Below are 25,652 nucleotides of genomic sequence, written 5' to 3'. Positions count from 1 at the left end.
GCCGGCGCTGCCGTGGCTGCTGTGGCGGCGGCCGGCGTCGCTGGGGGCTTGACGCCGCGCGCGGCGGCGATCTCGGCCGCCGTAGGAGCCGGAGTGCGTGGCGCCTTGATGCCGTGGGCAGCGGCGGGGCCGGCGCCAGGCGCCGATGGTTGCGTGACGGGATCGGCGGCGGAGGCGGTAGCGGCCGCTCCGGCGCAGGCCCAGGTGAATGCAAGTATGCTGGCGAGCTTGGTGACTTTCATGCAGTCCTTAAAACGTTACAGCGCGCCATCCTCCACTGGCGCCGGTGTCAGCGGCGTCATCATGTGGCCCAGCTTGGCGGCCTTGGTATCCAGATAATACTGATTGAATGCATTGCGGTTGACCAGCAGCGGCACGCGCTCGGCAACCTCAACACCCAATTTGGTCATGGCATCGATCTTACGCGGATTATTGGTCATGAGGCGTAAGCTTGTCACGCCGAATTGTTCCAGCATCGGTTTCACCAGCCCGTAGGTGCGCTGGTCGGCCTTGAAGCCCAGCTGCTCATTGGCCTGCACCGTGTCGGCGCCGGCCTCTTGCAGGCGATAGGCGCGGATCTTGTTGACCAGGCCGATGCCGCGGCCTTCCTGGCGCAGGTACAGCAGCACGCCGCGGCCTTCGTCGGCGATCTTCTTGAGCGCGCCTTCCAGCTGGGCGCCGCAGTCGCAACGCTGCGAGAACAGCACGTCGCCGGTCAGGCATTCCGAATGCACGCGCGCCAGCACCGGCGCGCCATTGCCGATATCGCCCAGCACCATGGCCAGATGCTCCTTGCCGGTGGTCTTTTCAACGAAAGCGTGCAGGGTGAACTGCGCCCATGGGGTTGGCAGGGCGCAGGAGGTGACGTAATTCAGTTCGTCCGGGGAAGGGATTTCTGCGCTCTGCGACATGGTTTTGCTCTTTAATCTATTCATGTAAAGTAAAAAAGGCGCGCCGGGCTGTTCCAACAGACCCGGCGCGCCCTTCATGATACCAAAATTGGCGGAAACTTATTTCGGCAGGTCAAATACCAGCAATTCCGCGTCTTCCGCCTGTTCCAGCGTCACCAGCGCTTCGTCGGTGATCTTGAGCGCATCGCCGGCTTTCAGGTGCACGCCGTTGACCGTCACCGCGCCGCGGATCAGGTGCACGTACGAGATGCGGCCCGGTTGCAGCGCATGTTTCAGGCTATCGCCCTCGGCCATGATGGAGGCGTAAATCTCCGCATTCTGGTGGATCAGCACCGAACCGTCGCGGCCATCGTTCGAGGCGATCAGGGCCAGCTTGCCTTTTTTGCTCTCCGGCGTGAAGTTTTTCTCTTCATAGCTGGGAGGAATGCCGAGCTGGTTGGGCTGAATCCAGATTTGCAGGAAATGCACCTGCTCCGTGCGGTCGCCGTTGAATTCGCTGTGGCGCACGCCGGTGCCGGCGCTCATGCGCTGGACATCGCCGTAGTGCAGCACCGAGCCGGTGCCCATGCTGTCCTTGTGCTCCAGCGCGCCGCTCAGCACGTAGGAGATAATCTCCATGTCGCGGTGACCGTGGGTGCCGAAGCCCTGGCCGCCCATGACCTTGTCTTCATTGATCACCAGCAGCGGGCCGAAGCCGACGTGCTCGGGATCGTGGTAATGGCCGAACGAGAAGCTATGTTTGGAATCCAGCCAGCCGTGGTTGGCTTTGCCGCGGGAATCGGAATGACGTACTTGTAACATGGTGGGCTCCTTTGAATGTGCGATAATTTTGAAAGCGATGGACACATTGTAGACGTCCGTTCCGGGATAAAAAAACGGAAAATTTACCCCTCTACTATCGAAAATATCGAATGCTCAGATTAAGCCTGGAAGCCCTGCAAATCGTGGACGCCATCGACCGGCGCGGCTCGTTTTCCGCCGCCGGCAAGGAATTGCACCGCGTGCCGTCGACGATTTCCTACACCGTCAGCAAACTGGAGGACGATCTGGGCGTGCAGGTGTTCGAACGCAACGGCCCGCGGGTGGAGCTGACCGCCGCCGGGGCCGAGCTGCTGAAGGAGGGGCGCTACCTGCTGAAGGCGGCGCAGGATCTGGAGCACCGGGTGCGCCGCGTGGCCTCCGGCTGGGAGACCGAACTGACGGTGGCCATGGATTCCATGTTCTCGCCCTGCCTGTTCCACGACGACGTGCCGGCCTTTTACGAGGTGGCCAGGCAAACCCGCCTGCGCATCATGCAGGAAGCCCTGTCGGGCACCTGGGAAGCCTTGCTGGACCGCCGCGCCGACCTGCTGGTGGGCGCCGCCGGTGACGGTCCGGCTGGCGGCGGCTACATCTCCGAGCCGCTCGGCAAGGTCAACTTCGTGTTCGCGGTGGCGCCATCGCATCCGCTGGCCGGTGTTCAGGACAAACTGGGGCGGACGCATTTGCAACACCACCGCGCCATCAGCGTGGCCGATTCCGCGCGCCAGATGGCGCCGCGCACGGTGGGATTGTTGCTCGGCCAAGACACGCTGACCGTGCCCGACATGAAGACCAAATTCCAGTATCAGCTGGCCGGCATGGGATTCGGTTTCCTGCCCGAACCGTGTGCGCGTGCCGCCATTGCCGCCGGTCTGCTGGTCGAGAAGCAGGTGGAGGAGCCCAAGCCGGCCGAAACCTTCTATCTGGCCTGGCGCAGCGGCGAAAATGGCGCGGCGTTAAACTGGTGGCTGAACCGTATGCGCCAGCCGGGCCTGTTCGATCGTTTGCTCACCCATCTTCCGCATCATAATATTGACTAACGCCAATAGTTTCGGAGTACCATAGCAGGATAATCGTTTGTCCCCAGCTGGAACTTCTTCATGACTGTATCGACTGCCACGCCTTTGTTTTTGCAACCTCTGGCCGACCGCAACGGCAGTCCGGCAGCATTGCTGTTCGACGCATCGTGCGTGCCGGCTGGCGCCGCCGGGTTGCCGCTGAAACTGCTGGAGGAGCTGGCGGCCGGCGGCATGGCGTGCTACTACCGTCCCGGCGCCAGCCAGGACTTGAACCAGGCGTTGGGCCAGGCCGGCCTGAGCGCGCTGACCGCGGACAAGATCGCCCGCGCCGATGACGCCTTGCCCAAGGATTTGCCGCCGGCGGTGCAGTGGATCGAGGGCGACTGGTTCCTGGCTCCGCCGGCCAAGCCGGTCGGCACCCAGGCCGCCTCGCGCGCGCTGGCGCTGCAACTGGTGCAACTGGTGTCGGCCGATGCCGATACCCACGAAATCGAAGCGCTGCTGCGCCAGGACCCAACCCTGTCGTATCACTTGCTGCGGCTGGTGAATTCGCTGGGCATGGGCACCGGCCGCCGCGTCACCAGTTTTTCGCAGGCGATCCTGATCCTTGGCCGCTCGCAACTGCGGCGCTGGCTGAATCTGATGCTGTTCTCGTCGCGCGAGGGCGACCAGCGCTCGGCCATGCTGCTGTCGCGGGTGGCGGTGCGGGCCCGTTCGATGGAACTGCTGTCCAAGGCCAGCGGCGAGGACAAGCATCACCAGGAGCAGGCTTTCATGGTCGGCATGTTCTCGTTGCTGGGCGTGCTGTTCGGCATGCCGCTGGAAGAGGTGCTGAAACCGTTGACCATCAGCGAATCCGTGCAGCAGGCCTTGCTGTCGCACGAGGGCGAGCTGGGCCATTTGCTGTGCGTGGTCGAATCGGCCGAGCGCGAGGAATACGAATGCCTGGCCAGCTGCCTGGCGGGGCTGCAAATCGACACCGATACCTACAACCGCATCGCCGTCGACGCCCATCTGTGGATGCAAAGCGTGGCGGCCGGCAAAGCAGGAAGCCCCCATGCGTGATGCCATCGAGCGTTGTCTTGCCCTGAGCCGCCAAGCCCGGAGTGAACAAGGCGACGCGCTGGCACAGACATTGACCGCGCTGGAAGCGGCACTCAAGCGAGCGCAAACGGCCCTGCAGCCGGCCGACATGCCGGCGCTGGACGCCACCCTCGAACTGGACCTGACCGGCTACGTGACCGCGTGGAGCGCCGGCGCCGAGCTGATGTTTGGCTACACGGCGGCCGAGGTGACCGGGCAGCACGTGCTGTTCCTGTACGCCGAAGACGATGACGACGGCAATATCGCCGAGCTGTTCTTCGAGCACAATCCCGGCGAGGCGGCCGCCCGCACCGAGGTGCGGCGCCGCAAGAAGAACGGCGAGATCATCTGGGTGCATCTCGACATCGAACTGCGCCACGAGGAGGGCGAGCCGGCCGGCATGCTGGTGCGGCTGTCGCAGGCCAACCAGGCCTTGTCGGACTTGGACAAGGTCGACCTGCACGCGCGCATCATCGAGGACAGCGAGCAGGGCGTGCTGATCACCGATGCGCATGAACGCATCGTCTCCATCAATTCCTCCTTCACCCGCATCACCGGCTACACGCCGGCCGAATCGATCGGCAAGACACCGGACCTGCTGCGCTCGGGCGTGCACGACGCCGACTTCCGCGCCAGGGTGCGCGAGGCCATGCAGGGCGGCGGGCCGTGGCGCGGCGAGATCGTCGGCAAGCGCAAGAATGGCGAACTGTTTCCGCAATCGGTGACCATCAGCGCGGTGCGCGACCACAGCGGCAAGATCAGCCACACGTTCTCGCTGTTTTCCGATATCAGCGTGCACAAGGATGCCGAGGCGCGCATGCAGCGCATGGCCAACTACGACCCGCTGACCGGCCTGCCCAATCTGTGCCTGCTGTCGCAGCTGGTGGGGCAGGCGCTGACCGAGACCAAGCGCTCCGGCGAGCACGGCGCGCTGTTGGTGATCGAGATCACCCGCGTGGGCGCCATCAGCGACACGCTGGGCCACGAGATCGGCAACGAGCTGCTGTGCGAGATCGGCCGCATGTTCCGCGGCTCGCTGCGCGAAGGCGACGTGCTGGCGCGGCTGGACGGCCACCGCTTCGCCATCGCGCTGCTGCACGTGGAAAAGCGCGAGCATGCCGGCATCGTCGCCAAGAAGCTGCTGGAAACGCTGGCCGCGCCGATCGCGATCGCCTCGCACAGCTTGCAGGTGGGCGCGCACATCGGCATCACCTCGTACAGCGAGGACGGGCTCGACGTGCCGACCCTGATCCGCTGCGCCGACGTGGCGGTGGCCAAGGCGGCGCAAAGCATCGAGTCCAACTTCCTGTTCTACAGCGAAGAGATGAACCAGCGCGCCAAGGAGCATTTGCGCATCGAGAGCGAACTGCGGCAGGCCCTGCTGAAAAACGAACTGCAACTGTACTACCAGCCCAAAGTCAGCCTGCGCAGTGGCCGCATCGTCGGCGCCGAGGCGCTGCTGCGCTGGCGCCATCCGGTGCGCGGGCTGGTGTCGCCGGGCGTGTTCATCCCGGTGGCGGAGGAGACCGGGTTGATCCTCGAACTCGGCACCTGGGTGCTGGAAGAGGCATGCCGGCAAGTGCGCGAGTGGCGCGACGCCAACCTGATCATGCCGCCGATCGCGGTCAACCTGTCGGCGCGCCAGTTCGACAACGAGCTGCCCAAGCGGATTGCGGCCGTGCTGGAAAAACACCGCGTGCAGCCGGACCAGATCAACCTGGAAATCACCGAAAGCCTGCTGGTGCGCGGCACCGACAAGGTGATCGCCATCATGAACCAGCTGGTGGCGATGGGCATGGCGCTGGCGCTGGACGACTTCGGCACCGGCTACTCCAGCCTGGCCTACCTGAAAAAATTCCCGATCAGTACCTTGAAGATCGACCGTTCCTTCGTGATCGGTCTGCCGTACGAAGAAAACGATTGCGCGATTGCGCGCGCCATCGTCACCATGGCGCAGCAACTGCGCCAGGAAATCGTGGCGGAGGGCGTGGAGACGGCCGAGCAAATGGCCTTCCTGCGCGAGCTGGGCTGCGATCAGTTGCAGGGCTATCTGTTCAGTCAACCGGTGCCGGCGGCGGAGTTCGCCGCCATGCTGCGCGAGGGCAAGCGCCTGGCCTTCGGCAGCCGCTGAGCAGTGCGGGGCATCGGCGGATAGCGTGGTATGTTAGGCGCTGTTTCCATCCATCTTACAGGGAGAATTCCATGCTTAAACGTACTTTTGCAGCCGTGGCCCTGGCATGTGCCGGCCTGGCGTTGAGCGGATGCACCACCACCACCGGCGCGGCCAAGCCGAGCAGCGCCGCCGTCAAGACCGAGATCGAGCAGGGCGCCTACACCACGCTGGAGCGCCTGTACAAGGAAGTCAAGGGCTCGCGCGAGCTGGTGCGCAAGGCCAACGGCGTGCTGGTGTTCCCGAATGTGGTGGCGGCCGGGCTGGTGGTCGGCGGTGAATACGGCAAAGGCGTGCTGCGCACCGGCGGCGCGGTGGCCGATTACTACAGCGTGGCTTCGCTGTCGGTCGGCTTCCAGGCTGGCGCCCAGTCCAAGGCGGTGGTGCTGTTGTTCATGAGCCGCGAGGCGCTGGACAAATTCCGCAATGGCAACGGCTGGACCGCCGGCGTGGATGGCTCGGTGGCGCTGATCAAAGTGGGCGCCAATGGTGAAATAGATACCGCCACAGCCAATAATCCGGTGCAGGCATTCGTCTTGACCAATGCCGGGTTGATGGCCAACCTCAATCTCGAAGGCACCAAGATCACCAAACTCAATTTATAAGGCAATAATGACTCGTCTCATCCTGGACCAAGCCCGCATCCATCCCGCCGCCCTGGCGCAGATTGAAAACAACCATCCATCGCTGGTGGCCGAGGTCGAGGCCGCCATCGCCGCCCACAAGGTGGTGGTGGTCGGCATGGGCTTGAATCCATTCCCCGCCAAGGCGCGCAAGCTGCTGGACGCGCAAGGCACGCCATATCACTATCTCAGCTATGGCAACTACTTCTCGCAATGGCGGCCGCGCCTGGCGCTCAAGCTGTGGAGCGGCTGGTCGACCTTCCCGATGATTTTTGTGAACGGCACGCTGATCGGCGGGGCGAATGATCTGCAAAAGCTGATCGCCAGCGGCGAGTTCACGCGCATGCTGGGCTGACCATGCTGCCTTTGCCGCTGCGCTTGCATCCCGGCGACGACCTGCGGGCGTCGGTGGTGGCGGCCTTGCTGGCCAGCGGCCATGAGGCGGGCTTTGTGTTGCAGGGTATCGGCAGCTTGCGCGTGGCGCAGCTGCGTTATGCCGGTCAGCCGGCCTGCGCCGAGCTACGCGGGGATCTGGAGATATTGACGCTGGCCGGTTCGCTGTCGTCGGATGGCGCGCACCTGCACATGTCCGTGTCCGACGCGGATGGCCGGGTGTGGGGCGGGCATGTGGGCGCGGGCTGCATCGTGCGCACCACGGCCGAGTTGTTGCTGGTGCTGCTGCCCGGCCAGCGCTTCACGCGCGAGCATGATTTGCGGACGGGCTATCCGGAGCTGAAGATAGGCTAGTCCGGCGCGACTTCGTCGTTGATTTTTTCGGTCAATTGCCTGAGCGACGGCGGCGCTTCGTCCAGATGATAGCGGACGCAGTGAGTCTGGCCGCCGTCTTCCACTTGCAGATCGTATTGAAAGTCCCAGGACTTGGGCGCCTCCTTCACCAGCTTGGGATGCAGGGCGAAGAAGTCGCTGGCGTGCAGCAACTGCGCCAGTTCGCTGGCTTGCTGTTGCGGCAATTGGGCCAGATCGACCGTGCGCGTTTGCGCGCCGGCCGGTCCGGTAAAGCCGCCTGTGCATTTCAGAGTCAAGCGCATGGCATTTCCTTTATGCTGACACCCCGACCACTTTCCACGCCGCCTGCACCGCATGCTGCTCGGCCGAGTCGGCGCCATACAACAGCGCCGCCGATTCCGAGGTGGCCGTGGCCATGTCGGCAAAGGTGGCGTTGGGCGTCAACAGCGACAAGGCCTTGTACCAGATCGGCGCGGCCTTGTCCCACGAGTTGCCCTTGAGCGCGATGGCGGCGGCGTAGAAGGCGTGGTTGGGGATGCCGGAATTGGTGTGGACATCGCCGCCTTCCACATATCCTGCCATGGTTTTCGGTTGATCGTCGCCCGACCAGGTGAGCTCCTTGTTGCCGGGATCGGCCATCGAGCGCAGCGCTTTGCCGACCTTGGGCGCCATGATGCCGGCGCCGATCAGCCAATCGGCCTGCTCGACATTCTGCTTGAGCGTCCACTGCTTGACCACGCTGCCAAACACGTCGGAAATCGATTCGTTGAGCGCGCCGCTCTGGTCCGCGTACACCAGTCCGCCGGGCACGGCATACTGCGTGACGCCGTGCGTGAGCTCATGCGCGATCACATCGATAGCGCCGGTAAAGCCCAGGAACAAATCGCCGTCGCCATCGCCATACACCATCTGCTGGCCATTCCAGAAGGCGTTGTTGAACTTGACCTGATAGTGCACGGTGGAGTCCAGGCGCAAGCCCTTGCCGTCGATGGAATTACGCTTGAGCACCTCGCGGTAGAAATCGTAAGTGGCGCCGGCGCCGTCGAAAGCCTGATTGACGGCCTGGTCGGTGGACGGTTTGCCATCCTCGCTGCGCACCAGCTTGCCGGGCAGGGAGGACTTATGCTGGGCATCGTACACCGTGCGGCGCTTTTCGCCGGTCGCCGCGACCAGGCCCATCACCACTGGCGCCACCGAGCGCTGACCGCGCAGATGGGCGGACAACTCCACCTGATCGAGCAGGCAATGGCGTTCCTTGACGTTGTCGGTCTCATCCGCCAGCTTGCGCAGCATTTTCGACGGAATGATGAAGCAGGTACAGCCCTGTGGATGAGCAGCCATGACGTTCCCCTAAACAATGCAATAACGTATTTATACACGCATTTTCATTGCCGGGATGTCACTGTTGCCGATGTGCTTGCCGTAGGGGATCGAGGAGGCTGCGCAAGTTATTGTGATCGATTTCGTACATGAGAGCGAGCAGAGCGCCCAGCTCACCCGCCGGAAAGCCCTCGCGCGCAAACCAGCCAAGATAATGCCCCGGCAGATCGGCAATCTTGCGCCCCTTGTACTTCCCATAAGGCATTTCACGGGTGAGGAGCAGGGCGAGTTTTTCAGAGTTCATCCCGTAATTCTAGCGATTAAGCAATTTAGGGTCAGCTCTGTCATTCGGACATTTAAAAAACATTTTGATATTTCTCAAATATTGTTTGCGCGTGTCCGAATGACAGAGCTGACCCTGACGTTGATCGTTGCGTGGGGTGCAAAGGTGTTTTGGGTTTTGACGGCTTTTTCTCATCGGAGGACATCCCGATATTGCATGGCATTAACTTTTCAGGAGTGACGCCGTGCCTATTGCACTGCTTGCGCTGACTATCAGCGCGTTTGCTATCGGGACTACCGAGTTTGTTATCGTCGGCCTGTTGCCGACTATCGCCGCCGATTTGGGCGTGAATTTGCCGTCGGCTGGCTTGCTGGTCAGTTTGTACGCCATGGGCGTGGCCGTCGGTGCGCCGGTGTTGACGGCGCTGACCGGCAAGGTGCCGCGCAAGGCGCTGCTGGTGGGGTTGATGCTGTTGTTTACACTCGGGAATCTGCTGGCCTGGAAGGCGCCCAGCTATGAGTCGCTGGTGATCGCCCGCATTCTTACCGGTCTTGCGCATGGCGTGTTTTTCTCGATTGGTTCGACCATCGCCACCTCGTTGGTGCCGAAGGAGAAGGCGGCTAGCGCGATCGCGATGATGTTCACCGGTCTGACGGTGGCGCTGGTGACCGGCGTGCCGCTTGGGACTTTTATCGGCCAGCACTTCGGCTGGCGCGAGACTTTCCTGGCGGTGTCGGCGCTGGGTGCGATCGCGATTCTCGGCAGCGCCATTTTTGTGCCGTCGTCTATTCAGCACAATAAGCCGGCGTCGCTGATGCAGCAGGTGAAGGTGCTGGCGGAACCGCGCCTGTTGCTGGTCTACGCCATGACGGCGATCGGTTACGGTGGCTCCTTCACCGCCTTCACTTTTCTTGCGCCCATCCTGACCGATATTACTGGCTTTAGCGTGAACGCCGTCGGTCTGGTGATGCTGGTCTACGGTGTATCGGTCGCGGTGGGGAATATCTGGGGCGGGAAGTTGGCTGATCGCCGTGGCCCTGTCGGCGCGCTGAAGATTATTTTCCTTGGCCTGGCAACTGTACTGTTTGTGCTGACGTTTACCGCGCCATATAAATGGCTGGTGCTGGCAACTGTACTGCTGTGGGGCGCGGTGGCCTTTGGTAACGTGGCCGGCTTGCAGGTGTATGTCGTGCAGCAGGCGGAACACTTTACGCCGCGCGCGGTGGATGTGGCTTCCGGGCTGAATATTGCGGCGTTTAATCTCGGTATTGCCGGTGGCGCCTGGGGCGGCGGTTTGATCGTCGAGCATCTGGGACTGGTGCATACCGGCTGGATCGGTGCGCTGGTGGTGCTGGTCGCCTTCGGGTTGACTGCGCTGAGTGGTCGCCTGGATCGCTTGAATCCACGTCCGGCCAGCGTTGGCGGCGGCAAGTCGATCCACGCCGTGGCCCATTGATTGAGGTATATTGGCGGCGATTTGATCATTCGCCGCCAATATCTCATGTCCGCAGTCTCCCTGTTTTGCCTCGTCTCCGCCTATTTCGTCTTGCTGCTCCTGGTGGCGTGGCGCACCTCCCGCAACGCTGACAACGACAGCTTCTTCATCGGTAACAAGCGCAGTAACTGGATGCTGGTCGCGTTCGGGATGGTGGGCACGACGCTCAGCGGCGTCACGTTCATCAGCGTGCCCGGCGCCGTCGGCCGCGATGGTTTCGGTTATCTGCAAGTGATACTCGGCTATGTGCTGGGCTACATCGCGGTGGCTTACCTTCTGCTGCCGCTGTATTACCGTCTCAAGGTCACTTCCATCTACACCTATCTGGAGCAGCGCCTCGGCCCGCGTTCCTGCCAGAGCGGCGCGGCGTTCTTCATTATCTCGCGCACGTTGAGCGCCTCGGCGCGGCTTTATCTGGTGGTGAATATTTTGCAGCTCACCATCCTCGATAGCATGGGCGTGCCGTTCTGGCTGACCACCACGGTCATCCTCGCCATGATCCTGCTGTACACCTATGAGGGCGGCGTGAAAACCATCGTCTGGACCGATATGTTGCAAACCACCGGCATGGTGCTGGGATTGCTGATCTGCGCCGGCTGGCTGCTGCATGAGATGGATCTCGGGCCGCTGGAGAGCATCGCCCAAATGCAGGCGCATGGCCTGACGCGCGTGGTCACCAGCTCGGTCGACAGCCCGGCTTATTTCTGGAAGCAGGTGCTGGCCGGTTTCTTCATTGTGCTGGCCATGACTGGCATGGATCAGGAGACCATGCAGAAAAACATCTCGGTCGCCACCCTGCGTGATTCGCAAAAGAATATGCTGCTGCTCACCGCTGTACTGACAGCTGTACTGGTACTGTTCATGGTCCTTGGCGGGTTGCTGTACCTGTACGCGCCCATTGCTGGTGTATCGGCCACCGGCGACAAGATTTTCCCGACTGTAGTGATGGCGCACATGCCCGCTGTACTGCAACTGATTTTCTTCATCGGCCTGATCTCAGCGCTGTTCCCCAGCGCCGACGGCGCCATGACCGCGCTGACGTCCTCGTTCAGCATCGACATCCTCGGCGTGCAGCGCCGCACCGACATGACTGAGCAGGCCCGGATACGCTTGCGCCACCGCGTGCACCTGGCCTTCTGCGCGATTTTCCTGGCGCTGGTGCTGGTGTTCAAATGGGTGGATAACGCCAGCATGGTCGGGCTGGTGCTCAAACTGACCGGTTACACCTACGGCCCGCTGCTAGGCCTGTTCGCCTTCGGCATTCTGACGCGGCGCGTGCCGCGCGACCGCTGGGTGCCGCTGGTGGCGTTGGCGGGGCCGGTCATCTGCTATGTCATTGATTGCAATCAGGAAATTCTGTTTGGCAGCTACCGCATCGGGCTGGAGCTGCTACTCTTGAATGGCCTGCTGGTTTTTGCCGGCCTACTGTTGATCTCGAAAAAGCAGTATTATCCTTGCAAATAACGCAACCACTGGAGTGTTGATGAGCCAATCACCGTTTTCTTATATCCGTAACGGTTTCGCCTTTTTCTGGCGCGCGCTGGATGCCAGCCGCCGTACGGTGCTTAACCTGATTTTCCTGTTCATTGTGCTTGTGCTGCTGTATGCGATCTTCGGCGGCGGCGCCAAGCCGCTGCAACCCAAGACCACGCTGGTGCTGGATCTGAAAGGGCAGTTGGTCGAGCAGTCGAGCGTCAATGCGCGTGAGGCGCTGGTGACCAATCTGCGCGGCGGCGAAGTGCACAAGATGATTCAGCTGCGCGATGTGCTGGCGGTGCTGGAGCAGGCGGCCAAGGACCCCGATGTCGGCGCCGCCGTGCTGCTGACCGATGAACTGCAAGGCGCCGGCCAGGCCACGCTGCGCGAAGTGGCCAGCGCCATCGACCGCTTCAAGGCGTCCGGCAAGCCGGTGGTGGCCTGGGGTTCCAGCTACGACCAGCGCCAGTACCTGCTGGCCGCCCACGCCAACGAAGTCTATTTGCATCCGATGGGCATGGTGCTGATCGAAGGTTTCGGCCGCTATCGCAATTACTATCGCGATGCGCTGGACAAGCTGGGCGTCACCGTCAACCTGCTGCGGGTTGGCACCTACAAGAGCTTCGCCGAGCCATACATCGCCAACGGTCCGTCGCAAGCGGCCAGCGAGGCTGAGTCCTACCTGAATAGCGCGCTGTGGGCTTCGTACACCGACAACGTGGAGAAGGCGCGCAAGCTGCCGCAGGGTCAGATTATGAAGACCATCAACGACTTGCCGGCACAAGTGGCGGCGGTGAATGGCGACCTGGCCAAGCTGTCGCTGTCGACCAAGTTTGTCGATGGCCTGAAGACCAAGGATGAATTGCGTCAGATGATGATCAAGCGCGGCGCCGCCGACGCGGAGGGCAAGAGCTTCCGTCAGGTCAGCTTTGACGAATACCTGAACCGCGTGCCGCGCAAGCTGACCGGCGATGCTGTCGGCGTGATCGTGGCGCAGGGTGAGATCAGCGATGGCAGTGCTGGTCCGGGCTCCATCGGCGGCGATTCGACCTCCAAGCTGATTCGTCTGGCGCGCGAGGATGACAGCATCAAGGCTGTGGTGCTGCGCATTGATTCTCCTGGCGGCAGCGCGTTTGCCTCGGAGCTGATCCGCCGCGAGCTGGAACTGACGCGAGCCGCCGGCAAGCCGGTGGTGGTTTCGATGGGTAACGTGGCGGCGTCCGGTGGCTACTGGATTTCGATGTCGTCCGATGAGGTGATCGCGGAGCCGAACACCATCACCGGTTCGATCGGCGTGTTTGCCATCCTGCCGACCGCCGACAAGGTGATCGACAAGCTGGGCATCCACACCGCCGGCCAGCCGACCACCTGGCTGGGCGATGCGGGCAATCCGCTGCGCCCACTGGACCCGCGCCTCGGTCAGGTGATCCAGGGCAGCATCAATCACATTTACGCGGAGTTCACCACCAAGGCCGCGGCGGCGCGCAAGACCACGCCGGAGAAGATCGATGAGGTGGCGCAAGGCCGCGTATGGACTGGCGCGCAGGCCAAGGACCGTGGCCTGGTCGACCGTCTGGGCAGCTATGGCGATGCCTTGAAATCCGCAGCGGCGCGCGCCAAGCTGCCGGCCGATTATCGCGTGGTGTACGTGGAGCGCGAGATCAGCAAGTTTGACCGTCTGATCGAGATGGCCGGCGGCGGCACGGCGCAAGCTGCGGTGCAGTCGATCGCGCAAGCCGTGACCTCGCAGCTCAAGCTGGGCGCGGCGGCCACCGCCGGCCTGCCGCCAAGCGCTGCCGCCGGTATCGCGAATGACTTCGGCTGGCTGTCGGATGTCACGGCGCAGAAAAAACCGTTCACCGCCATCACCCACTGCCTGTGCGAATCTCCTTAAAGCAAAGGCAGCGTCACTTCGAAGCAGCTGCGTCCATCTTTCATCAGGGCGCAGCGCGCTTCGCCACCGTGGCGGCGGGCGATCTGGCGCACCAGCGCCAGGCCAAGACCGGCACCAGTGTTGTCCAGCGTCCCGCGCCTGCGGAAGAAGGGCTCGAATACGCGCTCGAATTCCGGGTCCGGCACCCCCGGTCCCTTATCCCACACCCGTAAGGTTGCCATGCCATTGGCGCAGCTGATCTGCACACTCGCCGGTGGCACGCCGTGCCGATGCGCGTTTTCCAGCAGGTTGCGCAGCAGGCGGCGCAGCAGGCGCGGATCGCCTTGCATCATGGCCGATTCGCCATCCAGTGTGGCATCGTCGTAGCGCGCGCATTCTTCGGCGGCCAGTGCCAGCAGGTCCAGTTCCTCGGTGTCGGTATTTTCCTGGATGGCGCCGAGACGGCTGGCCAGCAGGATTTCGTCCAGCAGGTGATTCAGTTCGGCGATGTCCTGTTCCAGGCCGGCGCGCCGTTTCGGATCGATGCCTTCCGGGATCAGCTCCAACGCAAGACGGATGCGCGCCAGCGGCGTGCGCAGTTCGTGCGAGGCGTTGGCCAGCAGCGTTTTGTGCGCGCCAACCAGTTGTTCGATCTGGTCGGCGGCGCGGTTGAAGCTTTGCGCCAGCCGCGCCACTTCATCCTTGCCTTCCACCGGCACGCGCGCGGTGAGGTCGCCCGCGCCCAGTTTCTCGACGCCGTGCTGCAAGCGCTCCAGCCGCTTGGTCAGATGGCGCACCAGCGGGAATGCGGCGATGCCCAGCCCCAGCGCCAACAGCAGCAGGGCGTTGTGCAGCATGGCTTTGGGCCGCGTGAAGCCCAGCGGTTCGCTGGACAACAGCTTGCGGCCGTCCGGCAGGCGCACGAAGGATTCCGGCGGCGGGCCGGTCATGCCCTGGCGGCGCCAGTGGCGTGCCGGAATTTGTTCTCCCACCACGGCCAGCGGATGCCAGTCGCGCGTGTACAGCGTCATGTGGGCGTTGAGGCCTGCGGCCACGCGGGCGAGGGCGGCCTGCTGTTCTTCGGGCGGCGCATCGGCCGGCGCCAGCACGTTCTGGATCACTTGCGCCAGCGTGTTGTTGGAGCGTTCCAGCGGGCTGCCGGTGCGGTTCCAGATCATCACCACCGCCAGCGCGAACAGCACCAGAATGAACAGCAGTGCGACATAAAAGCGGAAGTAGAGGCGCGGTACCATCAGTCCTGCACCTTGGCGAACAGGTAGCCGGCGCCACGCACGGTGATGATGCGGCGGGGTTTCTTGGGATCGTCTTCCACGGCGGCGCGGATGCGCGACATGTGGACGTCGATCGAGCGGTCAAACGCTTCCAGCGGTTCGCCTTTCAGCAGGTCCATCAGCGCGTCGCGCGACAGCACGCGGCCGGCGTGTTTGGCCAGCACCAGCAGCAGGTCGAACTGATAGGCGGTCAGCTCGCACGGCACGCCATCGAGCCGCGCGGCATGCGCGGCCGGATCGATTTCGAGGCGGCCGAAGCGCAGGAATTCCTCGCTGCCCGCCGCGGTGGCGCTGCGCGGCGCGTCGAGGTGGCGCAGATCGACCCTGCGGCGCAGGATGGCGCGCAGCCGCGCCAGCAGCTCGCGTGGCTCGAAAGGCTTGGGCAGGTAATCGTCGGCGCCGATTTCCAGCCCTACGATGCGGTCGATGGCGTCGCCGCGCGCGGTCAGCATCAGCACCGGCACGTCGGAGGTGGCGCGCAGTTTGCGGCAGACGTCCAGGCCATCCATATCGGGCAGCATCAGGTCGAGGATCACCGCGTCGATCTCAGCGGCGGCGATGTGCTCCATGGCGGCGTTGCCGGTGGGGGCGTGGGTAACGCGAAAACCCGCCTGGGTCAGATACTCGGTGAGCATCTCGGCCAGGCGGGGATCGTCTTCAACTAGCAGTATGCGGTCTACAGTGTTCATGCGGTTTATTTTATTACATGCCACGGAACCGGCGTCCGTGGCTCAGGTGCTCGGCCAGTTTTTTGCGCTGCTCCGGCGTCAGCGTGTCGCCAACATCCGCCACCAGCTGGATCAGGCGTCTGGAGGCTTTGTCGGCCAGCGCCAGGCCTTGCTGGCGCGTGGCTTCCAGCGCGGCACGGTCGATGGTCGGCGCGCTGGCTTGTTCGAGTAGTTTTTTATGCAAGTCGTGCAGCTGTTCGTGCAGTGGCTTGAGGTCTGCCATGGCGGCCTTCACCAGCGGGTCGATCTTGGCTTTTTGCGCGTCGGTGGCTTGCACTTCGGCGTACAGGCGGGCGATGTGGCCGCGGTGCCCCTCCTGGTGGCGGTCCACGGCGTAGGCGCCCACGCCCACGGCAAGCGTGGAGCCCAGCAGGAAGGCGGCGATGGTCTGGCGGTTGAAGATGTTCATGATGGCGTCCCTCGGTAAGTTGACAGTGAGGCCAGTATGCGGAGGACACGTTGAGCAGCGATGTCGCGCCGGTAAAGATATGTAAAGCCACATTAACGATAAGTGCGCAAAGTCCTTGATTTGTAGCGAGTTTGTATCGCCGGACGCGCTCTCACAGACATCGCCAAATGCTTATGCTAGAGTCCTCGCATTGAGGCCATGGCGTGTTTGCCATGGACACGCACGCCTACAAAAAGGATAACGATGGATTCGCAAGCCAAGCCGAGTTTGAATGCCAACCCACCTAAGCGCAGCCGCAAGATACTGGGCGGCGTGATCGCCGTTGCCGTCATGGCGGGGCTGGGCGGATTGGCCTGGTATCTGACCCACCAGCCGGCCGCGCCAGGCGGTGGCGCCAGTGCGCAAGGTCCGGGCGGTCCCGGGCCGGGTGGTCCTGGCGGTCCGGGGGGGCGCCGCGCGCCTGCCACCACGGTGGGCGTGGCAACGGCCGAGAAGGCCGATATTCCGGTGACGCTGGAAGCGCTGGGCACCGTGACGGCGGCAGCCACCACCACGGTGCGTGCGCAGGTGTCGGGCATCCTGCAAAGCGTGTTGTTCAAGGAAGGCCAGTTGGTCAAGGCCGGACAGGTGCTGGCGCAGATCGATCCGCGCCAGTTTGAGATGGCGCTGATGCAGGCCACCGGCAATCGCCAGCGCGATGAGGCGCAGCTGGAAAACGCCAGGCTGACGCTGAACCGCTATCGCACGTTGTTGACCCAGGACTCGATCGCCCGCCAGGATGTGGACACGCAGGCCGCGCTGGTCAAGCAGCTGGAGGGCACGGTCATGACCGACAAGGCGGCCGAAGGCACGGCCAAGCTGAATCTGGGCTATACCAGGGTGGTGGCGCCGATCTCGGGCCGCGTGGGCTTGCGCGCGGTCGATATCGGTAATCTGGTGAGTTCCAGCGATACCAACGGCCTGGCCACGATTACCCAGTTGTCGCCGATCGACGTCGAGTTCTCGATCCCGCAGGACAGCGTGCCGGATGTGGCGCAGCGCGTCAACGATGGCGCCAGCCTGCCGGCGCTGGCGCTGGACCGCACCCGCACCAATACGCTGGACAGCGGCAAATTCTACGCGATGGATAATCAGATCGATACGCAGACCGGCACCGTCAAGGCCAAGGCGCGTTTCGCCAACGCCAAGTTCTCGCTGTTCCCCAGCCAGTTCGTGAACGTGCGCCTCGAACTGCGCACCATCAAGGACGCCACCATGGTGCCGGTGACGGCGCTCCGTCATGGCAACAACGGTGACTTCGTCTACGTGCTCAAGGAAGACAAGACGGTCACTGTGCGTCCCGTCAAGCGTGGCGCAGCCACTGTGGACAAGGTGCAGATCACCGAAGGCCTGCAACTGGGCGAACAAGTCATCACCGAAGGCGCCGACCGCCTGAAGGAAGGCGCGAAGGTGACGTTGCCAGGTCAGGGTGGCGGCAAGGGCGGCAGGGATGGCGCGTCGTCGCCATCCGGTGAACATCACCGCCGTAAAAAGGAAGGCGCGGCACAACAATGAGTCCATCCGCACCATTCATCCAGCGACCGGTAGCGACTTCGCTGCTGATGCTGGCCATCGTCCTGGCGGGCATCGTCGGCTTCAAGTTCCTGCCGTTGTCGGCGCTGCCGCAGGTGGACTTCCCGACCATCCAGGTGCAGACGCTGTACCCGGGCGGCAGTCCCGAAGTGATGGGCCAGACCGTGACCGCGCCGCTGGAGCGCCAGTTCGGCCAGATGGCCGGCTTGCAGCGCATGAGTTCCACCAGTGCCTCCGGCGTCTCCATCATCACCCTGCAATTCGGCCTGGGCCTGTCGCTCGACGTGGCCGAGCAGGAAGTGCAGGCCGCCATCAATGCCGGCAACTCGCTGCTGCCGACCGACCTGCCGGCGCCGCCGGTCTACGCCAAGGTCAATCCGGCCGATGCACCGGTGATGACGCTGGCCATCACCTCCGACACGATGCCGCTGACCGAAGTGCAGAACATCGTCAACACGCGCCTGGCATTGAAGATTAGCCAGGTCTCGGGCGTCGGCCTGGTTACCCTGAGCGGCGGCCAGCGTCCCGCGGTGCGGATTCAAGCCGACACCAACGCGCTGGCAGCCTATGGTCTCGGCCTCGATACGCTGCGCACCGCCATCACCGCCGCCAACGCCAACGGCGCCAAGGGCAGCTTCGATGGTCCGACCCGCGCCTACAGCATCAACGCCAACGACCAGCTGGTGACCGCCAGGGATTACAAGGAACTGATCCTGACCTACAAGAACGGCGCACCGGTGCGCCTGACCGACGTGGCGCAAGTGGTGGACAGCGCGGAGAACGTGGAACTGGGCGCCTGGTCCGGCACCAAACAGGCCATCATCCTCAATGTGCAGCGCCAGCCGGGCGCCAACGTGATCGCCACCGTGGACGGGATCAAGGCGCGCCTGCCGGAGCTGCAAGCCGGCCTGCCTGGCGCTATCCATGTCGAGGTGCTGAGCGACCGCACCAATGGCATCCGCGCTTCGGTCGAACACGTGGAGATGGAGCTGGTGCTGGCCGTGGTGCTGGTGGTGCTGGTGATCTTCGCCTTCCTGCATAGCCTGCGCGCCACCGTGATCGCTTCGCTGTCGGTGCCGATTTCGCTGATCGGCACCTGCGGCGTGATGTATTTGCTGGGCTACTCGCTGAACAATCTGTCGCTGATGGCGCTGACCATCGCCACCGGCTTCGTGGTCGACGACGCCATCGTCATGATCGAGAATATCGCCCGCTACATCGAAGAGGGCGAGACGCCAATGGCCGCCGCCCTGAAAGGCGCGCAACAGATCGGCTTCACCATCATCTCGCTGACGGTGTCGCTGATCGCCGTGCTGATTCCGCTGCTGTTCATGGGCGATGTGGTGGGGCGTTTGTTCCGCGAATTCGCGATCTCGCTGGCGATCACCATTCTGATCTCCGCCGTGGTGTCGCTGACGCTGGTGCCGATGATGTCGGCGCGCTGGCTGAGGAACCATGCCGATGAAAAGCCGACCCGCTTCGCGCAACGCTTCCAGCAATTCTTCGACTGGGTGATCGGCCATTACGACAGCTCGCTCACGTGGGTTATCAGGCATAGCGGCCTGACGCTGCTGGTGGCGCTGGGCACGCTGGTGCTGACGGCGGTGCTGTACATCTTCATTCCGAAAGGCCTGTTCCCGACACAGGACACCGGCCAGCTGCAAGCGCGGCTTGAAACCGCCAAGGCCGTTTCGTATGAAAAGATGGCGGCCTTGCAGCAGCAGGCGGCCAGGGTGATCCTCGATGATCCGGACGTGAACAATCTCAGTTCCGTGGTCGGCGTGGATGCCGCCAACAACACCATGCTGCACACCGGCAGCATGCTGATTAATCTGAAGCGCAAGCGCAGCGGCAGCCAGCAGGAAACCATGGACCGCCTGCGCGCGCGCGTGGCCGAGATCCCGGGGCTGACGCTGTACCTGCAACCGACGCAGGACTTGACCATCGACGCCGAAACCGGCCCGACCCAGTTCCGGGTATCGATCGAAGGGGCGGACAACGCCACCGTCAACGAATGGGCCACCAAGCTGGCGGCGCAAATGCGCACCAAGCATCAGGTGCGCAATGTGGTGTCCGACGTCGGCGCCAGCGCCAATGCGGCTTATGTCACTGTGGACCGTGACACCGCCTCGCGACTGTCGGTCACCGCCGCCGCCATCGACGATGCGCTTTACAGTGCCTTCGGTCAGCGCATCGTCTCGACCATCTTCACCGAGACCAATCAGTACCGCGTGATCCTGGAGGCGCGCCGCGACGATATCACCACGCCGGCCGATCTGGGCAACCTGCAACTGAGAACCGGCTCCGGCAAGGCCACACCGCTGTCGGCCGTCGCCACCGTGACCGAGCGTCCGGCACCGCTGCAAATCACCCATGTGGCGCAGTATCCGGCCACCACGCTGGGCTTCGACACCGCACCGGGCGTCTCGCTCGGCACGGCGGTGGACAGCATCCGCGACGCCGCCGCCGAGATCAAGTTCCCGCCATCGGTGACCATGACCTTCCTCGGCGCCGCCGGCGCTTATCAGAACTCCCTGTCGAATCAACTGTGGCTGATCCTGGCCGCCGTGATTTGCGTGTACATCGTGCTGGGCGTGCTGTATGAAAGCTATATCCACCCGCTGACCATTTTGTCGACGCTGCCGTCGGCCGGCGTGGGCGCATTGCTGGCGCTGCTGGTCACGGGGCAGGGGCTGGGCGTGATCGGCATCATCGGTATCATCCTGCTGATCGGTATCGTCAAGAAGAACGCGATCATGATGATCGACTTCGCCATCGAGGCGGAGCGCGATGAGGGCAAGCCGCCGCGCGAGGCGATCCATCAAGCGGCGCTGCTGCGTTTCCGTCCGATTCTCATGACCACGCTGGCCGCGCTGTTTGCCGCCGTGCCGCTGATGTTCGGCTGGGGCGAAGGCGCTGAGCTGCGCCGCCCACTGGGTCTGGCCATCTTCGGCGGCTTGATCGTCAGCCAGATGCTGACGCTGTACACCACGCCGGTGATTTACCTCGGCTTCGACAGCCTGGCGCGCCGCTTTGGCGGCAAGAGCGGCAAGCCTGTGACGCAAGCCGAAGGCGGTGCGCTGTGAACCTGTCCTCGCCATTCGTCAAGCGCCCGATCGCCACCGTCCTGTTGACGATCGGCGTGGCCCTGGCCGGCATAGGCGCGTTCTTCGTGCTGCCGGTGGCGCCGCTGCCGCAGGTGGACTTCCCGATCATTACGGTGAACGCGACGCTGCCGGGCGCCAGTCCGTCCACCATGGCGACCAGCGTGTCGACGCCGCTGGAGCGCCATCTCGGCACCATCGCCGGCGTCAACGAGATGACTTCGCAGTCCAGTACCAGCACCTCCAACATCACCTTGCAGTTCGATTTGAACCGCAATGTGGACTCGGTGGCACGCGAAGTGCAGGCTGCCATCAACGCCAGCCGGGTCGACCTGCCGGCCACGCTGCGCAGCAATCCGACCTACCGCAAGGCCAACACCTCGGGCGCGCCGGCCATGATTCTGGCGCTGACGTCCAAGACTCGCACGCCGGGCCAGATCTATGATTCGGTGTCCAACATCGTGCTGCAACGCCTGTCGCAGGTGACCGGGGTGGGCGACGTGGAACTGGGCGGCAGCTCGCTGCCGGCCGTGCGCGTGGAACTGAACCCGTATGCGCTGAACCGGCAAGGCCTGTCGATGGAGGACGTGCGCGCCGCCATCCAGGCCACCAACGCCAACCGTCCACGCGGCGCGATTCAGGGCGATGGGCGCCGCTTGCAGATTTATTCGGAATCGGCCAATGCCATCGGTGGCCGCAGCGCCTCGGACTATCAGAACCTGATCGTCGGCTTCCGCAACGGCACGCCGATTCGCCTGAAGGATGTGGCGGAGGTGGTGGATGGCGTCGAGGACCAGAACAATCTTGGCCTGTTCAATGGCCAGCCTGCCATTATCGTGATCCTGCGTTCACAAGCCGGCGCCAATGTGATCGAAACGGTGGACAGCGTGCGCGCGCAGCTGCCTACCTTGCAGGCGCAGTTGCCGCCGGACGTGACCATCCAGGTGGCCAGCGACAGCACCAACTCGATCCGCTCCTCGCTGCATGAAATCGAGGTCACGCTGATCATCTCCATCCTGCTGGTGGTGCTGGTGGTGAGCATCTTCCTGCGCAATGTGCGGGCCACCATTGTGCCGACCGTGGCCACCATCGTCTCGCTGCTGGGCACTTTCGGCGTCATGTATTTGCTGGGTTTCAGCCTGAATAATCTGTCGCTGATGGCGCTGACCGTGGCCACCGGCTTCGTGGTCGATGACGCCATCGTGGTGCTGGAAAATACCACCCGCCATATCGAGGCCGGCATGGACCGCTTCAAGGCGGCGCTGCTGGGCGCGCGCGAGGTGGGCTTCACCGTGCTGTCGATCAGCCTTTCGCTGATTGCCGTGTTCATTCCGCTGCTGTTCATGGGCGGACAGTTCGGCGCGCTGTTCAAGGAATTTGCGATTACGCTGTCGGCGGCGGTGATGATTTCTCTGGTGATCTCGCTGACCACCACGCCGATGATGTGCGCATGGCTGCTGTCGCCTGGCGCGCATCACGCCAAACCGCCGGGCCGCATCGCGCGCTTTTTCGAGCGTGGTTTTGACGTCATCCTCAAAGGTTACGAGCACTCGCTGGATTGGGCGCTGCACAGCGTGTGGCTGGTGATGCTGAGCCTTGTGTTTGTGATCGGCCTGAATTTCTATCTGTTCGCGGCCATTCCGAAAGGCGGCTTCCCGCAGCAGGACACGGGCCAGATCAACGGCGGCATCCGCGCCGACCAGAGTATCTCGTTCCAGGCCATGCAGGGCAAGCTGCGCCAGCTGGTCAACATCATCAGGGAAGATCCCGATGTGGCCACGGTGGTGGGCTTTACCGGCGGCCGGCGTGCCGGCGGCGGTTTCATGTTCATCAATCTGAAACCGGCCAACCAGCGCAAGGTGGCGGGACAGGCGGTGATTGCGCGTCTGCGGCCCAAGCTGGCCAGGGTCACCGGTGTGAGCCTGTTCCTCAGTCCAGTGCAGGATCTGCGCTCGGGTGGCCGCTCGGCCAACGCCAACTATCAGTACACGCTGAAGAGCGATAACCAGGCCGACCTGAAAAAGTGGGCTTCCCGTCTGGCGGAGGCGATGAAGAGCCAGAAGGCGCTGATCGACGTGGACTCCGATCAGGCCGACAACGGTGTCGAGACTTTTGTCACCATCGACAAGCAAAGTGCGGCCCGTCTCGGGATTTCGACCAAGGATGTGGACAATGCGCTGTACGACAGTTTTGGCCAGCGTCAGGTGGCCACCATCTACGGTGAGCTGAACCAGTATCACGTGATCATGGAAGTGCCGCGCTGGTACGCCAGGAGTCCGGAAGCGCTGAACGATGTTTATGTGCCGTCCAAAGGCCTGCCATCGCCGACCGCCGCCAATCCGACCGGCGCCCCGGTCGCCACCACCCCGGCCGTCACGACGAGCGGCACCGGCGGCACCGGTGGCACCAGCACCGGCACCGGCACGGCCAGCACCAGTACGGCCAGCACCGCCACCGCCGCCAACGTCGCCGCGCCGGCGGTGAAGGATGCGTCGTCCGGATCGGCGCTGAGCACCACGGCCACCACCATGGTGCCGTTGTCAACGCTGGCGTCGTTCGCCGAAAGCTCGGCCGCCACCTCGATCAACCACCAGGACGGTGAACTGGCCACCACCATCGCCTTCAACCTGGCCGAAGGCGCCAGCCTGTCCGACGCGGCGGAGCAGATCAAGGCGGCGGAGGCGGAAATCGCCATGCCGAACAATGTGCGCGGCAGCTTCGCCGGTTCCGCCAAGGCGGCGCAGGACAGCAACAAGTCGCTGCCTTTGCTGATCCTCGCGGCCATCGTGGTGATCTACATCGTGCTGGGCATTCTGTACGAAAGCCTGGTGCACCCGGTGACGGTGCTGACCACGCTGCCGTCGGCCGGCGTGGGCGCGGTGCTGGCGCTGCTGGTCTTCAAGATGGAGTTCTCGACGATTGCGCTGATCGGCATTTTCCTGCTGATTGGTATCGTCAAGAAGAACGCCATCCTGATCATCGACTTTGCGCTGGAAGCCGAGCGCTCGCGCGGGCTGTCGCCGATGGAAGCCGTGCGTGAAGCCTGCTTGCTGCGCTTCCGTCCCATCCTGATGACCACCGTGGCCGCCGCGCTGGGCGCGCTGCCGCTGGCGATCGGTTTCGGCGAAGGCTCGGAACTGCGCCAGCCGCTGGGCGTGGCCATCATCGGCGGTTTGGTCGCCAGCCAGTGCCTGACACTGCTGACCACTCCCGTCGTCTACATCCTGATGGACAAGCTGCGCCGCCGCAGCCCGTCCGAACAACAACTGAGCCGCATGGTCACAACATGAGTAAATACGCACCATCTCCCCGTTATTCCCTGATCGCGCTGGCGCTGTTGTCGGCATGCTCGGTCACGCCGACCTACAAAACGCCGGACACGTCGCAGCCAGTGGCCTACAAGGAAACCCCGAGCGACGCCGATAAGGCAGCCGCCGGCTGGACCGCCGCCGCACCGGCGGACACGCTGGAACGCGGCCCGTGGTGGCAGCTGTTCGGCGATCCGCTGCTGAATCTGATGGCCGAATCGATCGAGGTGAATAACCAGAACGTGGCCGCCGCCGTGGCTTCCTACGCGCAGGCGAGGGCGCTGGTGGCCGAGCAGCGCGCCTCCTTGTTCCCGAGCGTGGACCTGAACGGCAGCGCCACCCGCTCCGGCGGTGGCGGCAACACGCAGACCGCCAATCAGTACCGCGCCAACATTGGCGCCAGCTGGGAGCCGGATGTCTGGGGCAAGCTGCGCGCCGGCGTCGGCAACGCCACCGCCAGCCTGCAAGCCAGCGCCGCCGACCTGGCCGCCGCGCGCCTGTCGGCGCAGGGCGAGCTGGCCACCAACTACTTCTCGCTGCGCCAGACCGATGCCGAAAAAGCGCTGCTGGACGCCACGGTAGAAGGCTACCAGCGCGTGCTGCAAATCACCCAGAACCGCTTCGACGCCGGCATCGCCGCCAAGTCCGACCTGCTGCAAGCGCAGACCCAATTGGCCAGTGCCCGCATCGACCAGATTACGCTGGTGCGCCAGCGCGCCACGCTGGAACACGCGATCGCGGTCCTGCTGGGCAAGGCCGCCAGCGACTTCACGCTGGCGCCGGCCGAATGGAAGATCGTGGTGCCGGACGTGCCAACCGGCGTGCCATCGACGCTGCTGCAACGCCGTCCGGACATCGCCGCCGCCGAGCGCCGCGTGGCCGCCGCCAACCAGCAGATCGGCATCGCCCGCAGCGCCTACTTCCCCAGCCTGAACCTGACTGGTTCCTACGGCTATGGCGCGGCGTCCACCGGCGGCTTGTTCAATGCCTCCAACAATCTGTGGTCGCTCGGCCTGTCGGCGGCGCAGACCTTGTTCGACGCCGGCGCCACCAGGGCGCGCGTCAGCGGCGCCGAAGCGGCGCGCGACCAGGCTATCGCCACTTATCGCCAGACCGTGCTGACCGCGTTTGCCGATGTGGAGAATCAGCTGACCGCGACCCGCACGCTGGCGCAGCAGCAGGATCTGCGCAAGGCCGCCTCCGAAGCGGCCGACCAGGTGGAAGTGCAGATGCTGAATCGCTACCGCGCCGGCCAGGTGAGTTACAGCGATGTCGTCACGGCCCAGCAGACCGCATTGAGCGCGCGCCGTTCGCTGGTGCAGGCCCAGGCCGACCGCCAGACCACGGCGATCGCCTTGATCCAGTCCCTGGGCGGAGGGTGGCACGCGGCGCAGGAGTAGGCTGCTATAATCATCTGGCAAGATGTACATCAAAACAT

The 25,652-nt window shown here is 63.7% G+C and carries 21 protein-coding genes and 1 pseudogene; 13 read left to right on the top strand and 9 right to left on the bottom strand.

What is annotated here, in order from left to right:
- The 3 genes and pseudogenes from GM676_RS19295 to GM676_RS19285 all read right to left on the bottom strand — a co-directional run.
- A pseudogene (locus GM676_RS19295) lies at positions 1–242 on the bottom strand (chemotaxis protein CheA); the annotation flags it as partial.
- A gap of 15 nt (positions 243–257) precedes the next feature.
- Positions 258–911: a GTP cyclohydrolase II gene (gene ribA, locus GM676_RS19290; protein ID WP_155465504.1), complete on the bottom strand. Its 654-nt coding sequence runs from the start codon at positions 909–911 to the stop codon at positions 258–260.
- 99 nt (positions 912–1,010) lie between these two features.
- The gene (locus GM676_RS19285) at positions 1,011–1,712 is read right to left on the bottom strand and encodes a pirin family protein (protein WP_155465502.1); all 702 of its coding nucleotides are present in this window, start codon (positions 1,710–1,712) and stop codon (positions 1,011–1,013) included.
- A gap of 110 nt (positions 1,713–1,822) precedes the next feature.
- On the opposite strand from GM676_RS19285, the gene GM676_RS19280 reads away from it, so the two are divergent.
- From GM676_RS19280 to GM676_RS19255, 6 genes are all read left to right on the top strand, one after another.
- Positions 1,823–2,752: a LysR family transcriptional regulator gene (locus GM676_RS19280; protein WP_155465500.1), complete on the top strand. Its 930-nt coding sequence runs from the start codon at positions 1,823–1,825 to the stop codon at positions 2,750–2,752.
- A 60-nt stretch (positions 2,753–2,812) separates the two neighbouring features.
- Positions 2,813–3,796 carry an EAL and HDOD domain-containing protein gene (locus GM676_RS19275; protein ID WP_155465498.1) on the top strand — a complete coding sequence of 328 codons (984 nt, stop codon included), beginning with the start codon at positions 2,813–2,815 and terminating at the stop codon, positions 3,794–3,796.
- The gene (locus GM676_RS19270; protein ID WP_155465496.1) at positions 3,789–5,945 is read left to right on the top strand and encodes a putative bifunctional diguanylate cyclase/phosphodiesterase; all 2,157 of its coding nucleotides are present in this window, start codon (positions 3,789–3,791) and stop codon (positions 5,943–5,945) included. The genes GM676_RS19275 and GM676_RS19270 overlap by 8 nt, the downstream gene beginning before the upstream one ends.
- A gap of 71 nt (positions 5,946–6,016) precedes the next feature.
- Complete coding sequence (locus tag GM676_RS19265; protein ID WP_155465494.1) at positions 6,017–6,589, top strand: BPSL1445 family SYLF domain-containing lipoprotein; 573 nt, start codon at positions 6,017–6,019, stop codon at positions 6,587–6,589.
- 7 nt (positions 6,590–6,596) lie between these two features.
- A complete protein-coding gene (locus GM676_RS19260; protein WP_155465492.1) occupies positions 6,597–6,962 on the top strand; it encodes a glutaredoxin in 366 nt (121 codons plus the stop codon).
- A gap of 2 nt (positions 6,963–6,964) precedes the next feature.
- Positions 6,965–7,354, top strand: coding sequence for a PPC domain-containing DNA-binding protein (locus GM676_RS19255; protein WP_155465490.1), 390 nt, complete (start codon positions 6,965–6,967; stop codon positions 7,352–7,354).
- Here the strand turns inward: GM676_RS19255 and GM676_RS19250 are convergent.
- The 3 genes from GM676_RS19250 to GM676_RS19240 are packed head-to-tail and all read right to left on the bottom strand — an operon-like array spanning position 7,351 to position 8,978.
- On the bottom strand, positions 7,351–7,656 hold the full coding sequence (locus GM676_RS19250; RefSeq protein ID WP_155465488.1) for a protealysin inhibitor emfourin: 306 nt from the start codon (positions 7,654–7,656) through the stop codon (positions 7,351–7,353). The genes GM676_RS19255 and GM676_RS19250 overlap by 4 nt on opposite strands.
- Positions 7,657–7,666: 10 nt before the next feature.
- Positions 7,667–8,695, bottom strand: coding sequence for a M4 family metallopeptidase (locus GM676_RS19245; RefSeq protein ID WP_155465486.1), 1,029 nt, complete (start codon positions 8,693–8,695; stop codon positions 7,667–7,669).
- Between the two features lie 58 nt (positions 8,696–8,753).
- The gene (locus tag GM676_RS19240) at positions 8,754–8,978 is read right to left on the bottom strand and encodes a DUF3820 family protein (RefSeq protein WP_155465484.1); all 225 of its coding nucleotides are present in this window, start codon (positions 8,976–8,978) and stop codon (positions 8,754–8,756) included.
- 223 nt (positions 8,979–9,201) lie between these two features.
- On the opposite strand from GM676_RS19240, the gene GM676_RS19235 reads away from it, so the two are divergent.
- The 3 genes from GM676_RS19235 to sppA are packed head-to-tail and all read left to right on the top strand — an operon-like array spanning position 9,202 to position 13,822.
- Complete coding sequence (locus GM676_RS19235) at positions 9,202–10,413, top strand: MFS transporter (RefSeq protein WP_371866296.1); 1,212 nt, start codon at positions 9,202–9,204, stop codon at positions 10,411–10,413.
- A 45-nt stretch (positions 10,414–10,458) separates the two neighbouring features.
- Positions 10,459–11,916 (top strand): sodium:solute symporter, encoded by a 1,458-nt coding sequence (locus GM676_RS19230; RefSeq protein WP_155465482.1) that lies wholly within the window; start codon positions 10,459–10,461, stop codon positions 11,914–11,916.
- Between the two features lie 19 nt (positions 11,917–11,935).
- Entirely contained in the window at positions 11,936–13,822 is a 1,887-nt protein-coding gene (gene sppA / locus GM676_RS19225) for a signal peptide peptidase SppA (protein ID WP_155465480.1), read from the top strand.
- On the opposite strand, the gene GM676_RS19220 is transcribed toward sppA, so the two are convergent.
- Genes GM676_RS19220 through GM676_RS19210 form a run of 3 tightly spaced genes read right to left on the bottom strand, consistent with a single transcriptional unit; the run spans position 13,819 to position 16,230 of the window.
- Complete coding sequence (locus GM676_RS19220; protein ID WP_155465478.1) at positions 13,819–15,054, bottom strand: sensor histidine kinase; 1,236 nt, start codon at positions 15,052–15,054, stop codon at positions 13,819–13,821. The genes sppA and GM676_RS19220 overlap by 4 nt on opposite strands.
- Positions 15,054–15,782 (bottom strand): response regulator, encoded by a 729-nt coding sequence (locus GM676_RS19215; protein ID WP_155465476.1) that lies wholly within the window; start codon positions 15,780–15,782, stop codon positions 15,054–15,056. The genes GM676_RS19220 and GM676_RS19215 overlap by 1 nt, the downstream gene beginning before the upstream one ends.
- A 13-nt stretch (positions 15,783–15,795) precedes the next feature.
- Positions 15,796–16,230: a Spy/CpxP family protein refolding chaperone gene (locus GM676_RS19210; RefSeq protein ID WP_155465474.1), complete on the bottom strand. Its 435-nt coding sequence runs from the start codon at positions 16,228–16,230 to the stop codon at positions 15,796–15,798.
- A gap of 243 nt (positions 16,231–16,473) precedes the next feature.
- On the opposite strand from GM676_RS19210, the gene GM676_RS19205 reads away from it, so the two are divergent.
- From GM676_RS19205 to GM676_RS19190, 4 genes are read left to right on the top strand one after another with little or no spacing between them, the layout of a single operon-like run.
- A complete protein-coding gene (locus GM676_RS19205; protein ID WP_155465472.1) occupies positions 16,474–17,784 on the top strand; it encodes an efflux RND transporter periplasmic adaptor subunit in 1,311 nt (436 codons plus the stop codon).
- The gene (locus GM676_RS19200; protein ID WP_155465470.1) at positions 17,781–20,888 is read left to right on the top strand and encodes an efflux RND transporter permease subunit; all 3,108 of its coding nucleotides are present in this window, start codon (positions 17,781–17,783) and stop codon (positions 20,886–20,888) included. The genes GM676_RS19205 and GM676_RS19200 overlap by 4 nt, the downstream gene beginning before the upstream one ends.
- Positions 20,885–24,196 (top strand): efflux RND transporter permease subunit, encoded by a 3,312-nt coding sequence (locus GM676_RS19195; RefSeq protein ID WP_371866295.1) that lies wholly within the window; start codon positions 20,885–20,887, stop codon positions 24,194–24,196. The genes GM676_RS19200 and GM676_RS19195 overlap by 4 nt, the downstream gene beginning before the upstream one ends.
- Positions 24,193–25,614 (top strand): efflux transporter outer membrane subunit, encoded by a 1,422-nt coding sequence (locus tag GM676_RS19190; protein WP_155465468.1) that lies wholly within the window; start codon positions 24,193–24,195, stop codon positions 25,612–25,614. Before GM676_RS19195 ends, GM676_RS19190 begins: the two co-directional genes overlap by 4 nt.
- The last annotated feature ends 38 nt before the right edge of the window (positions 25,615–25,652 follow it).

It is taken from the genome of Duganella radicis (assembly GCF_009720825.1).
Classification (GTDB): Bacteria; Pseudomonadota; Gammaproteobacteria; order Burkholderiales; family Burkholderiaceae_D; genus Rugamonas; species Rugamonas radicis.
Note: the sequence above shows the minus strand (reverse complement) of the source record. Positions and strands in the feature narration are given on the sequence as shown.

Coding starts and splice junctions, on each gene's coding strand:
- GM676_RS19215 (WP_155465476.1), bottom strand. CDS start 15,782: ATGAACACTGTAGACCGCATACTGCTAGTTGAAGACGATCCCCGCCTG.
- GM676_RS19270 (WP_155465496.1), top strand. CDS start 3,789: ATGCGTGATGCCATCGAGCGTTGTCTTGCCCTGAGCCGCCAAGCCCGG.
- GM676_RS19255 (WP_155465490.1), top strand. CDS start 6,965: ATGCTGCCTTTGCCGCTGCGCTTGCATCCCGGCGACGACCTGCGGGCG.
- ribA (WP_155465504.1), bottom strand. CDS start 911: ATGTCGCAGAGCGCAGAAATCCCTTCCCCGGACGAACTGAATTACGTC.
- GM676_RS19280 (WP_155465500.1), top strand. CDS start 1,823: ATGCTCAGATTAAGCCTGGAAGCCCTGCAAATCGTGGACGCCATCGAC.
- GM676_RS19250 (WP_155465488.1), bottom strand. CDS start 7,656: ATGCGCTTGACTCTGAAATGCACAGGCGGCTTTACCGGACCGGCCGGC.
- GM676_RS19190 (WP_155465468.1), top strand. CDS start 24,193: ATGAGTAAATACGCACCATCTCCCCGTTATTCCCTGATCGCGCTGGCG.
- GM676_RS19240 (WP_155465484.1), bottom strand. CDS start 8,978: ATGAACTCTGAAAAACTCGCCCTGCTCCTCACCCGTGAAATGCCTTAT.
- GM676_RS19245 (WP_155465486.1), bottom strand. CDS start 8,695: ATGGCTGCTCATCCACAGGGCTGTACCTGCTTCATCATTCCGTCGAAA.
- GM676_RS19220 (WP_155465478.1), bottom strand. CDS start 15,054: ATGGTACCGCGCCTCTACTTCCGCTTTTATGTCGCACTGCTGTTCATT.
- GM676_RS19200 (WP_155465470.1), top strand. CDS start 17,781: ATGAGTCCATCCGCACCATTCATCCAGCGACCGGTAGCGACTTCGCTG.
- GM676_RS19285 (WP_155465502.1), bottom strand. CDS start 1,712: ATGTTACAAGTACGTCATTCCGATTCCCGCGGCAAAGCCAACCACGGC.
- GM676_RS19230 (WP_155465482.1), top strand. CDS start 10,459: ATGTCCGCAGTCTCCCTGTTTTGCCTCGTCTCCGCCTATTTCGTCTTG.
- sppA (WP_155465480.1), top strand. CDS start 11,936: ATGAGCCAATCACCGTTTTCTTATATCCGTAACGGTTTCGCCTTTTTC.
- GM676_RS19210 (WP_155465474.1), bottom strand. CDS start 16,230: ATGAACATCTTCAACCGCCAGACCATCGCCGCCTTCCTGCTGGGCTCC.
- GM676_RS19265 (WP_155465494.1), top strand. CDS start 6,017: ATGCTTAAACGTACTTTTGCAGCCGTGGCCCTGGCATGTGCCGGCCTG.
- GM676_RS19205 (WP_155465472.1), top strand. CDS start 16,474: ATGGATTCGCAAGCCAAGCCGAGTTTGAATGCCAACCCACCTAAGCGC.
- GM676_RS19275 (WP_155465498.1), top strand. CDS start 2,813: ATGACTGTATCGACTGCCACGCCTTTGTTTTTGCAACCTCTGGCCGAC.
- GM676_RS19260 (WP_155465492.1), top strand. CDS start 6,597: ATGACTCGTCTCATCCTGGACCAAGCCCGCATCCATCCCGCCGCCCTG.